General features: G+C 54.9%; 11 protein-coding genes and 1 tRNA gene. 7 read left to right on the top strand and 5 right to left on the bottom strand.

Annotation, left to right across the window (positions count from 1 at the left end; genetic code table 11):
* Positions 1-132: 132 nt before the first annotated feature.
* On the bottom strand, positions 133-975 hold the full coding sequence (locus tag AAAC48_RS23445) for a universal stress protein (protein WP_340656497.1): 843 nt from the start codon (positions 973-975) through the stop codon (positions 133-135).
* 107 nt (positions 976-1,082) lie between these two features.
* A complete protein-coding gene (locus AAAC48_RS23440; protein WP_340656496.1) occupies positions 1,083-1,835 on the bottom strand; it encodes a competence/damage-inducible protein A in 753 nt (250 codons plus the stop codon).
* A gap of 150 nt (positions 1,836-1,985) precedes the next feature.
* On the opposite strand from AAAC48_RS23440, the gene AAAC48_RS23435 reads away from it, so the two are divergent.
* Together AAAC48_RS23435 and AAAC48_RS23430 are read left to right on the top strand one after the other, a co-directional pair.
* A tRNA-Leu gene (locus tag AAAC48_RS23435) sits at positions 1,986-2,071 on the top strand.
* A gap of 109 nt (positions 2,072-2,180) precedes the next feature.
* Positions 2,181-3,677: a glycosyltransferase family 39 protein gene (locus AAAC48_RS23430; protein WP_340656495.1), complete on the top strand. Its 1,497-nt coding sequence runs from the start codon at positions 2,181-2,183 to the stop codon at positions 3,675-3,677.
* 12 nt (positions 3,678-3,689) lie between these two features.
* Here the strand turns inward: AAAC48_RS23430 and AAAC48_RS23425 are convergent, their stop codons facing one another.
* Genes AAAC48_RS23425 through AAAC48_RS23415 form a run of 3 tightly spaced genes read right to left on the bottom strand, consistent with a single transcriptional unit; the run spans position 3,690 to position 6,694 of the window.
* Complete coding sequence (locus AAAC48_RS23425; protein WP_340656494.1) at positions 3,690-5,192, bottom strand: tripartite tricarboxylate transporter permease; 1,503 nt, start codon at positions 5,190-5,192, stop codon at positions 3,690-3,692.
* 9 nt (positions 5,193-5,201) lie between these two features.
* Positions 5,202-5,663, bottom strand: a complete 462-nt coding sequence (locus AAAC48_RS23420; RefSeq protein WP_340656493.1) for a tripartite tricarboxylate transporter TctB family protein — start codon at positions 5,661-5,663, stop codon at positions 5,202-5,204.
* A gap of 53 nt (positions 5,664-5,716) precedes the next feature.
* Positions 5,717-6,694: a tripartite tricarboxylate transporter substrate binding protein BugD gene (locus AAAC48_RS23415; RefSeq protein WP_340656492.1), complete on the bottom strand. Its 978-nt coding sequence runs from the start codon at positions 6,692-6,694 to the stop codon at positions 5,717-5,719.
* A 259-nt stretch (positions 6,695-6,953) separates the two neighbouring features.
* On the opposite strand from AAAC48_RS23415, the gene ade reads away from it, so the two are divergent.
* The 5 genes from ade to AAAC48_RS23390 all read left to right on the top strand — a co-directional run bounded on the left by ade (position 6,954) and on the right by AAAC48_RS23390 (position 11,445).
* Positions 6,954-8,768 (top strand): adenine deaminase, encoded by a 1,815-nt coding sequence (gene ade / locus AAAC48_RS23410; protein ID WP_340656491.1) that lies wholly within the window; start codon positions 6,954-6,956, stop codon positions 8,766-8,768.
* Entirely contained in the window at positions 8,765-10,024 is a 1,260-nt protein-coding gene (gene ilvA, locus AAAC48_RS23405) for a threonine ammonia-lyase IlvA (RefSeq protein WP_340656490.1), read from the top strand. The genes ade and ilvA overlap by 4 nt, the downstream gene beginning before the upstream one ends.
* Positions 10,025-10,102: 78 nt before the next feature.
* Positions 10,103-10,348 (top strand): hypothetical protein, encoded by a 246-nt coding sequence (locus tag AAAC48_RS23400; RefSeq protein WP_340656489.1) that lies wholly within the window; start codon positions 10,103-10,105, stop codon positions 10,346-10,348.
* A 6-nt stretch (positions 10,349-10,354) separates the two neighbouring features.
* The gene (locus AAAC48_RS23395; protein WP_340656488.1) at positions 10,355-10,912 is read left to right on the top strand and encodes a DUF1697 domain-containing protein; all 558 of its coding nucleotides are present in this window, start codon (positions 10,355-10,357) and stop codon (positions 10,910-10,912) included.
* Positions 10,909-11,445 carry a DUF1697 domain-containing protein gene (locus AAAC48_RS23390; RefSeq protein ID WP_340656487.1) on the top strand — a complete coding sequence of 179 codons (537 nt, stop codon included), beginning with the start codon at positions 10,909-10,911 and terminating at the stop codon, positions 11,443-11,445. The genes AAAC48_RS23395 and AAAC48_RS23390 overlap by 4 nt, the downstream gene beginning before the upstream one ends.
* Positions 11,446-11,567: the final 122 nt, after the last annotated feature.

Below are 11,567 nucleotides of genomic sequence, written 5' to 3'. Positions count from 1 at the left end.
TAAGACAGCGGAAATTCCGCATGGATTGCATTTCGCAATAGCGGGAAAAGCCGGTTCATGGCAAGCGACTTGCGCAGCTTGCGGGCCGTCACGGTGAGAAAGGTGCGATTCTGAACGTTTTGGGACGGCGCTCTAGCGTGACATCAGCGTCAGGCAGGGCATGTCCGCCATAATTGAACTGGTTACGCCGCCGAAGACCCATTCCTTCAAGCGCGACTGGCTATAGGCACCCATAACAAAGAGTGATGCGTTCTTTTGTGCAATCCAGCGCCGTAACACCTTGTCCGTGGCCTCGCCGTGCGATTCAATTATGTGGGGGTTCACATTGGCGCCATGACGGCGCAGTGCATCAGAAAGGGGAGTGCCGGGGATATCGGTACTCGGGTCATTGGATTTCTTCGGGTCGACCCAAAGCACATCAACGCTTTCCGCTTTGACCAGAAGCGGTACAGATTCGAATGCGGCGCGAGACGCTTCGCGCTTGCCATTGAACGCAACGACAACCTGATCGATCTTCTCGGGCACCGGCGTCTTATAGGGGACAAACAGCACGGGCCGGCCGCTTTCCATCACCAAGGGATCGGTCACGTCATTGACGCTATCGGGATCGTTAGGGTCCGGCTGACCAGCGATAATGATATCGGCACGCAAGGCGCTCTGCGTAACTCCGGCCGAAGGACTGCTGCTTTCAGAGCGCACGATGCGAAATTCGTGGGAGATTGTCCCCTTCGCCATTTCAGCATTGAAAAGAGCCGTGATCGCTTCCGAGTTTTCCTTGTGACGCTGTTCGTGCGCTTCGAAAAGGGTTGTATCGGCAAAGCCGGTTGGATCTGCGTAAACAATGGGCGAGGGGATGGTATAGAGACCAATAATATGGGTTCGATCACTGGAGGAGGCGATCAACTTTGCAGCGCTTATGACCCTTCTTGCTTCGCGTTCGCTGCGAATAAAGGCGATGATCGTGCGAAATGCCATAATGGCCTCCATCGGTTGTTGCATCCCAGGATGCATCTGAACTCATTATACCCCTTAAGCGCAACAAATGCTTTGTAGTTTCCGCAGCTTGTCCAAAATCAACGTAATCATCGGACTGCTGTCGCAGCCGCTATTTGCTCAACCATTTTCTTGACGGCTGTCTCGGCTGCAATGAGTTTTTGCTCATCGCGCGCACGGATCACCAGCTCGGTGGAAAACCGGTTGTTCTCGTATTTTGGGTAGGAGCCTATGATCGTCTCGGGGTGGGCCGCCTGGATTTCGCGCAGCGGAACGGCAATAGCACCTTCGCCAAAGGGACAATTTACCGAACGGGACATCAGACGTTTGCCAACCCTCAAGGTGGGAATCACATTGTCGAGCATGGCTTGGAAGACAGATGGGACGCCTGCCATTACATAGACATTGCCAATATTGAAGCCAGGTGCCGTCGAGACAGGATTGTCGATATGAATCGAGCCGCGTGGCATGCGCGCCATGCGCTGGCGGCTCTCGGTAAACTCCAGTCCGCGCGCAGCATAATTGTCGCCCATAAGCTTCATTGCTTTCGCATCGTGCTCACAAGGAACGCCAAACGCCTTGGCAATCGCGTCGGCGGTAATGTCGTCGTGGGTTGGACCGATTCCTCCTGAGGTGAAGATGTAGTCATAGCGCATGCGTAGCGCATTTAGCGCTTCAACGATTCGATCTTCCTCATCTGGTACGATTCGAACTTCTTCGAGATCAATGCCAACTGCGGTCAGAATATCGGCGAGGTGGCCGATATTTTTGTCCTTCGTTCGGCCGGACAGCAGTTCATCGCCAATCGCAAGCATGGCGGCGGTCACGACTTCGTTCGTCATCAGATTCTCCTATCGGGGAAGGCGACCGTAATTGCCCAGTGAGACCGCCGCAAGCCATTTCAAAGTGTGAAAGGCTGCCTGTCAATTGATGCCCAGGTGTAACAAAACAACGATTGACTGATCGACTTTTACCGTTGAAAAGCAAAGCGCGCGGACGTGGCGAAATTGGTAGACGCAAGGGACTTAAAATCCCTCGGCCATAGGTCATGCGGGTTCGACCCCCGCCGTCCGCACCATGAACATGCAATCCCACCGTTTTTGGTCGCGCCGGCCCCGAATTGAGGACGGGTGGATTTGGAATTCAACTTCGAATAAAAGCGGCACACTTAACGGTGTGAGAAAACAATGCCTGCCATCTCGGTTAAATCTCCTGTGAGCAGGATCAGAACATTTGCATCGGAAAATCCGGCGCTCTTGTTCGTTTTGCTGTATTTTGCGTTTCAGGTCTTATTTCTGACGGCGATCTCCAACGGTGCGGGTGTTGATGACGCCGAGCAGCTTGCTTATGTCGGCGCGCTGCAGTGGGGCTATGGCGGCTCGCAAGCCCCGCTCTACACGTGGATAAACAGCGTGGCAGGCGATGTTCTTGGCGTCAGCCTCTTTACGATCTACCTGATCAAGTTCGGCATGCTGGCTAGCCTGTTCGCCAGCGTGTATTTCGGCGCGCGTTTGCTCGGTCTCTCACGGGCCGTTGCAGCTGCTGGAATGCTTGGCATATTCATGCTGCCGCAGATTTCTTGGGAATCCCAGCGTACCCTTACACATTCCGTTGGTGGAACGACTGGCTGCGCCTGGGCGTTTCTGGCCTTTACCTGGCACATGAAATCGCGTTCGTGGCATTCGGCGATTTTGCTCGGCCTTGGAATCGCGTCTGGCCTGCTTGGCAAGTTCAATGCAAGTTTTTTTCTCATCGGACTGATTTTAGCTGGCTTTTCGATACCGGCCTATCGCTCGGTTTTGCTTTCCCGTAACACCGTTCTGACGTTGCTTGCGTTTGTCATTGCAGTAACCCCGACCGGTCTTTGGGCGCTATCCCATACTGAAAATCTGCTGGCGCGGACTCACAAGTTCGAAATGAATGCAGGCGGCCAGTTTCTTGTCAGCCGCATTCACGGCGAATGGAAGCTTTTCCTCAACAGCGTGCTTTTCGCGGGGGTTGCGCTGGTCTTCTTTGCGGTCGCGTGGTGGAGAAGCCGTGGAGAACAGATTTCGCCGAAGGCGGACTGGAGCGATGGCGAAAAATTCGTGGCCAGAGTCTTGTTGTTGGCATTGGGCTGCGTCTTCGTCGGCGTTCTTGTCAGCGGTGCGGCAGAGGTTAAGGATCGCTGGTTGCAGCCGGTGCTTTTTCTCGGGCCGTTGTTTCTTGCAATCTTCCTCGGCCGATACATCAATTCTGATTTACCGCTTAAGCGCTTCGCTGTGGTCGGCGCAATCTGTGGCCTTGTCGTAATCCCCGCACTGGCAGTGAATATTCTGTACGCACGGGATGGCAAGGCTCCTTCCATTGGCCAGCTGGACTACGCCAAGCTCTTTGCCGTTACGCGGGCGGAAGGCAATTATCGGACTGTCGTATCGGATGGGCCACAATTGCCGGGAAATCTGCGTCTTTTCGACAACTCCATCAATCCGGTGCATCTGGAAATGCCAAATGCGGTCTCGCGCATCCATTTTCCAGCCCTTTTTGTATGGTTCGGCGAGGGCATGAACCCGGTCGTGCTGAGTCTGATGAATGGTGCTGGCGTGGCATCACCGCCTGGAAACATCAGGCATGTGACCCTGAGCTACAAATATTACCCCGATCGGACAGAGGTCGTGAGCTACGTTCTCATCCCGGCTCAATGAGATTGGGACACGTCAGTCCTCAACGAAGACTTCATCGCGTTTCTTGCGGATGCTGGGTAGCAGTACGACAACAAGGACGGCCACTGCGAGGAGCAGTAGCGTAAGGCTTATTGGCCGGGTCAGGAAGGTCGTGGGATCGCCTCGCGACATGATCATGGCCCGGCGAAGATGCTCTTCCAGTAGTGGGCCGAGAACAAAGCCGAGGAGCAAAGGCGCGGGTTCGCAGCGCAGTTTCGCCAGCCCATAGCCAATGAGGCCGAAAAAAGCCACTGCGTAGAGATCAAAGACGTTGGTGTTGACGCTGTAAACGCCGATCGAGCAAAATGCGATGATGGCTGGAAACAGCATGTAATAGGGAATGGTAAGTAGCTTCACCCACAACCCGATCAACGGAAGGTTGAGCAGAATCAACATCAGATTGCCAATCCACATCGAAGCTATGATGCCCCAGAACAGGGCGGGCTGCTCGGTCGCGACGTTGGGACCTGGAACAATGCCCTGAATGATCATCGCGCCGATCATCAACGCCATTACCGGGTTGGCCGGGATGCCGAGCGTAAGCATCGGAATAAACGATGTTTGAGCGCCGGCATTGTTGGCTGACTCAGGTCCCGCGACACCGGCGATTGCGCCCTTGCCGAATTCACTAGGCGTTTTGGAGATGCGCTTCTCGACCGTGTAGGACGCAAACGAGGCAAGAATTGCGCCGCCGCCGGGCAGAATGCCAAGCGCCGAGCCAATCGCTGTGCCACGCAGGATTGGGGCAATCATTGCTTTCCAGTCTTCGCGGCTTGGCAAGAGGTTGGTCACTTTCTTGATCATCACATCGCGCTCGTGCTCGTTTTCGAGATTGCGCAGGATTTCCGCAATTCCGAATACACCGACAGCGAGAGCGACGAAATTCAATCCGTCCGAGAGTTCGCGAATGCCGAGAATAAATCGCGGCGTTCCGCTGTAGATATCGGTGCCTACAAGTCCGAGAAGTAGGCCTAGAACCACCATGCCGAGCGCCTTGACCACTGAGCCATGTGCCAGCGCGATGGAGGAAACGAGGCCGACGATCATTAGGGAAAAGTATTCGGCTGAACCGAATTTCAGGGCGATGGTCGTCAATGGTGGCGCGAACACTGCGACGAGAACGGTCGATACTGTTCCGGCGAAGAAGGAGCCTATGGCGGCAATAGCAAGGGCGGCGCCCGCGCGCCCTTTGCGTGCCATTTGATAACCGTCAATCGCCGTCACAGCCGACGAAGATTCTCCGGGCATGTTGATGAGGATCGCGGTCGTTGAGCCGCCATATTGTGCGCCGTAGTAAATGCCCGCCAGCATGATCAGCGATGAAACCGGCTCGAGCTGGAACGTGATGGGCAGCAGCATGGCAATGGTCGCCGTTGCACCTATGCCGGGCAGTACACCAATCAGGGTCCCCAGAATGACGCCAATTAGGCAGAACAACAGGTTCCAGGGTGAAGCCGCGGTGACAAAGCCCAGAGCGAGGTTACTGAGAAGATCCATGTTGCGCCTTCACTGTCCGAGCCAGGGGCCAAAACGTCGGAACGGCAGGCCGAGTGCGTAGCTGAAGACGATAACGGAAAAGAGCGTCAGCCCGCCGACGAGGAGGAGAGCCATGCCTGGACGCATTTTGCTGCTGGCAAAAGCCGCCAGAAGACCGGTAAGAAACAGGGAAGGGACGAATCCCAATCCGCGGACGGTCAGGCCGAAGAAGATTGGGGCCGGCAGTATGAACAGCAGGCCGCGCCATGCGATTGGCCCCATCGGCTCATGCTCCACCTGCGTGCCCTGAATGATGACAATGATACCGAGCAGCACAAGCATCCCCGCCAGGACCAACGGAAAGTACCCTGGTCCCATACGGAGGGCAGTTCCAAGTTCCAGACCATAGGCCTGGATGACAAAGAACAGGCCAACAGCAATGAAAAGCAGTCCACAAATCAGGTCGCGCGAACTGAAGCTCAACGATTTCATGCGTCCCCCTACGGCCATTTATAGTTCTGTCTTACGGTCATGACCTGTGTTGATCAATCGGCATACTGACCGGCAGCTTCAATGACCGGCTTCCAGCGCGTCACTTCGCTCTCGAGCTTTGATTTGAGCCCCGCGGGTGTGGCTTCCGCTTCGGTTACAGGGACGGTTCCGAGCTCGGCAAAACGCGCGACGACATTGGGGTCTTTCAGCGCCTTCTGCAGAGATGCTGAAAGTCTTTGCGTAACATCGCCGGGGGTCCCCTTTGGGGCGTAAATGCCGTGCCAGATACCAACCTGCAAGCCGGGCATGCCGGCTTCAGCGACCGTTGGAAGATCAGGAAGTGCGTCCAGCCGCTTGGCAGATGTGACTGCATAGGCCTTGATCGTGCCACCCTTGATCTGCTTCGTCGTGTTGGTTGTCTGGTCGCACATCAGATCAACCTGCCCACCGAGAAGATCAGTCATGGCCGGCCCAGTGCCCTTGTAGGGAACGGTGACCAGCGGCGTCTTGATTTCGCTCATGAACAGCATGCCACAGAGATGCGAGGCTGCACCAATTCCGGCGTTGGCGAGAGTAACCTTGTCGGCATTGGTCTTGACGTATTCGACGAGACCTTTGAGGTCTGTTGGTTCGAAGTCTTTTTTGGCGACGATGGTCATCGGAACGTCAGTAACGAGACCAACATATTCGAACGCATTGAGCGTGTCGTAAGGCAGTTTGCGGTAAAGGGTAGCGCTCGTTGCCATGCCAATGTGATGGAGAAGTAGCGTATAACCATCTGGCTCTGCTTTCGCTACCTGCGAGGCCCCGAGCGTACCGCCAGCTCCGCCGACATTCTCGACGATGATCTGTTGGCCGAGGTCCTTGGACATTGATTCAGCGACAAGCCTGGTTACCGTATCCGTCGGGCCGCCTGCGGCGAAAGGAACGACCATCGTTATGCTGCGCTCGGGATAACCCTCAGCATTTGCAGCATTGGAAATTAGAGCCAAAGCCGCCGTTGCAGCCAACGAAAGGAGAAGTTTGTGCATTAATATTCCTCCCAGAATAATGCCCGAAAACACCTAGAACGCATCTTTGCCGACGCTGCTGCCAATATCTTGTCCCTGAGATATTGGCAGCGCCAATTTCGGCGCGTAGCATTCCTTCTATCGGACGCAAGCATGGATGGTATGTCAAGCAATTCATGGGGTTCGTGAATATTTTTGACAATTGCGCCGTGAACAAAGGCCGCGACGTCCTTTTTCGTATATGCATGGTCATACCGAACGATCGACCAGAGGTAACGTGATGAGCAAACAAACAAAAGCCGGGAAGAAACCGGCAACGTGGACGGAATCTGCGCCCTTGCTGGTGGATGTGGCCATGGGCCGTAGCCATGCGGATCTTGTGGTACGCAATGGCCGCCTCGTTAGCGTCTATTCCGGAGAAATCATCGCGGGCATCGATATCGCGGTCGTCGCGGGGCGATTCGCCTTCGTCGGTCATGGTGTAGAGCATTGCATTGGGCCAAAAACCAAGGTTGTCGATGCAGGCGGTCGCTATCTCGTGCCAGGGCTTTGCGATGCGCATATGCACGTCGAAAGCGGGATGGTCACTGTGACCGAATTCACGCGCGCGGTCATTCCTCATGGCACGACTTCAATGTTCGTCGATCCGCACGAGATCGCCAACGTTCTGGGGCTCGAGGGTGTGCGGTTGATGCATGACGAGGCGCTGGCCATGCCTATCAATGTGCATGTGCAAATGCCAAGTTGCGTTCCTTCTGCCCCGGGGTTGGAGCACGCTGGCGCTGCCATTACCCCCGCAGATGTCGCAGAGGCGATGACCTGGCCGAATATTATTGGACTTGGTGAGGTGATGAATTTTCCGGGCGTCGCCAATAATGATGCAACGATGCGGGGAGGGATCGATGCGACCGTAAAATCTGGCAAGACTGTCGGCGGGCATTTTGCCTCGCCTGAGCTTGGCAGAGCTTTCCACGGCTATGTGGCGGGAGGGCCGGAAGATGACCACGAAGGCACGCGCATGGAAGACGCCATTGCTCGCGTGCGCCAAGGCATGCGGGCGATGCTGCGGCTAGGGTCGGCCTGGTACGACGTCGCCAGCCAGATCAAGGCGGTGACAGAGCAGGGGGTTGATCCACGCAATTTCATTCTTTGCACCGACGACAGCCATTCCGGTACGCTGGTGAATGATGGCCACATGGACCGCGTGGTTCGTCATGCGATCGCGCAAGGGTTGAAGCCCGTGACTGCCATCCAGATGGCGACGCTGAATACGGCACAGCATTTCCGGCTGGAACGGGAGATCGGCTCCATCACTCCCGGCCGGCTGGCGGATTTCCTGATTGTGTCGGATCTCCCGAATCTGACGATCGACCGCGTTTATGCACGCGGATCGCTGGTCGCCGAGAAGGGCAAACTTGTCACGGACATACCTGCATACAACTATCCATCATTCGCCAAGAACACCATCAAGCTTGGCAAGAAGCTGAGTGCCAGGGATTTCGACATCAAGGCGCCCAAACCCACCAAGCATGTCACTGCGCGGGTGATCGGTGTCATTGAAAACCAGGCGCCGACCAAAGCACTGGAGGCAGATCTTGCCGTATCGGACGGCATCGTTCAGATGGATCGGCGAAACGATGTCTGTCAAATTGCCCTTGTTGAACGTCACAGGGGGACCGGCGCTGTGGTCAATGGCTTTGTTTCCGGCTTTGGCTATACCCTCGATTGCGCCATGGCTTCAACGGTCGCTCACGACAGCCATCACATGATCGTTGTCGGTACGAACAAGGAAGACATGGCCAAGGCTGCGAACCGGTTGGGTCAGGTCGGGGGTGGCGTGGTGCTGTTTTCCAAGGGGCGCGAGCTTGCCCTCGTGGAAATGCCCATAGCAGGCCTCATGTCCGATCAACGTGCGGAGATCGTTGCGGAAAAGGCCGATAAACTCGTCAACGCGATGCGGGCGATGGGGTGCAGCCTCAACAATGCCTATATGCAGCATTCGCTATTGGCGCTGGTGGTCATACCGGAATTGCGCATTTCGGATGTCGGTATTATCGATGTCAGAACATTCGAGAAGGTTGACCTGTTCCTATGACCGCATTCATCAAGGCCGTGGACCGCGCGACGGAAAAGATGCGCGTCCTGTTTCCGGAAACGCCGCTTCAACTAAACCACTACCTCTCACATAAATATGGCGCACAAATCTGGCTTAAGCGCGAAGATCTGTCGCCGGTACGCTCCTACAAGATTCGCGGTGCTTTCAACTTCATTTCGCACTATCTGAACGAGCACAAGTCGGAGAATTCCAGTTTTGTTTGCGCATCGGCCGGCAATCATGCGCAGGGGTTTGCGTTCATCTGCCGGCATTTTGCCAAAAAGGGTGTGGTCTTCATGCCGGTGACGACCCCGCAGCAAAAGATCGACAAGACACGCAGCTTTGGCGGAGATTTCATCGAAATTCGTCTGGTCGGCGATATTTTCGACCAATGCTACTCCGCGGCGCAGGATTATGCCGCCGAAAGCGGAGCGGTCATGGTGCCGCCATTCGACCACATGGATATCATTACAGGGCAGGCTACCGTGGCGCACGAGATCGCCGCGCAGCTGCCTGACAAGCGCAAACCGGATCTGATGATCCTGCCGGTCGGCGGTGGCGGGCTTTCCGGCGGTGTTACGCGCTATCTGGCTGATCTTGGCTGGGAAACCCGCTTTCGCTTCGTTGAACCAGCCGGAGCGCCAAGCCTGAAGCGCAGTCTTGAAGCGGGCAAGCGCGTCAAGCTGAACACCGTCGATAATTTCGTCGATGGCGCGGCGGTTGCGGAGATTGGACGCGAAAACTTTAAGCTTCTCAAGGGCTTCACGGCAGATTCTGTCACTTTGATTCCGGAAAATCGCTTGAGCTCAACGATCCTGGAAATGCTCAATGTCGAGGGCATTGTGGTAGAGCCGGCGGGTGCACTTGCCATCGATGCGCTCAAGGATTTCAAGAAAAGCGATATCAAGGGCAAACGGATCGTTCTGGTCATCTCTGGCAGTAATTTCGACTTTGAACGGCTGCCTGAACTAAAGGAACGGTCGCTGCGATATGAGGGTTTGAAGAAGTATTTCATTTTCCGCTTTCCACAGCGGCCCGGTGCCTTGCGGTCTTTTCTCGATCTGCTTGGACCAGAGGATGATGTGGCGCGCTTCGAATATCTCAAGAAATCGGCCCGTAATTTCGGCTCTGTGCTGATCGGTATTGAAACCAAGAACAAGGTCAATTTCGATATCCTGTTCAAGCGATTTGACGAGGCAGGCTGGGCCTATCAGGACATCACCGAGAATGAAGCGATCGCAGGGTTGATCATTTGAATGCAACTAAGGGTTGCCGTTCCTTCTTGATCGCATGTAGGATTGCTTTCAGTTGATTTTGGACAAGGAAGGGTTCTGATGAACGACGTGCAACAGCCGACGGCACATTGGCGCATCATTCTGGCCTTCATTCTTGATCTCATTACCGCCTTCTTCATTTTCGGTTTTCTAGTCGCAAAGCTTCTGGGTGGTTTGACGGAAAATGGCTTCTCCCTTAGTGGGTGGCCCGCACTTGTCGCTGTCCTTCTGATCGTTGCATATTTTGTTGTCGGCAAACGGATTGGCGGAACGCTGTGGAAGCGCATTCTTGGCGTCAGGTCCTGAGGCGGTATGGGGCGTCACACAACCTACATCATTCTGTTTCGAGGTGTAGGCGGGGCGACGTTGCTGCCTGTCCAACCGCTGAAAGCAGCGTTGATCGAGAACGGGTTTGAGCGCGTTGCGACATATATCAATACCGGCAATGTGGTTCTGACTTCGCACGTAACGCCAAAGGAAATCGTCCGAAAAGTTGCGGCTATTGCATTGGAAAAGTTTGCATTTTCCAAAGCGATAATGATCGTCAGCAAAACTCAGTGGAAAAAGCTTATCGCGAATAATCCTTTCCCGGAGCGAGCCCTTGAAGGCAATAAGCTACATGCTTTCGTCATGGAGAAGGAGCCGGACGATGAAGCTGTCGAGGCTCTGGAACGCAAGGCAATTGGATTGCCCGAACAATTCAAGATCATCGGGAACGTGCTCTATTATTACCCGCCGCAAGGCGCTTCTCAATCAAAATTGCACGGAAAGATTGAATCGACATTGAAAATTACCACTACGGCGCGCAATTGGAATACAGTTCTCAAACTGGCACAGTTGGCCGACCGGCTGGAGAAGGAGATGCCATGACGACCTACATCGTGCTTTTGCGTGGCATCAATGTTGGCGGCAACAAGGTTGTGAAGATGGAAACGCTCCGGACAGTGCTGATCAAAGCCGGATTCGCGGATGTCAAATCCTATATCCAGAGCGGCAATCTGGTTCTGACATCGAATCAAACCGCGCGCCGTGTTGGCGAGACCATCTCCTCGCTATTTCCGACGACATTCGGTTTTGAATCGCGGGTATCTATTCGCAACATTGACGAGTGGAACTGCATGATTGCCAAAAACCCATATCCGGAGGCCGGCGCGAATCCGAAATCCCTGCACGCGGTCATTCTCGACGATGATCCGACCGATGCTGCGCTTGCAGAGTTTGAAGCCAAGGCTGGTGACACAGAGAGTTTCACGCTTAGAAACCGCGTGCTTTATCTCTACACACCTGATGGCTTCGGTACGTCGAAGCTTGCACTTTCACTCGACAGGGTGCTGAAGGTGCCGCTGACTGCGCGCAACTGGCGTACTGTCCAGACACTCCAGGAAATGGCGGCTGCAATCTAGCAGGCTGCTGAAAAACTCTCTGGCTTTTGGGTTTGCGGCATGATTCCCTGATGGTGCAACAGATAGGATTGATTTGGATGCGCGGTGGGGATGATCGGACGGGGTCGCTGTTTTCGTATGTT

The organism is Phyllobacterium sp. (assembly GCF_037994405.1).
Classification (GTDB): Bacteria; Pseudomonadota; Alphaproteobacteria; order Rhizobiales; family Rhizobiaceae; genus Phyllobacterium.
Note: the sequence above shows the minus strand (reverse complement) of the source record. Positions and strands in the feature narration are given on the sequence as shown.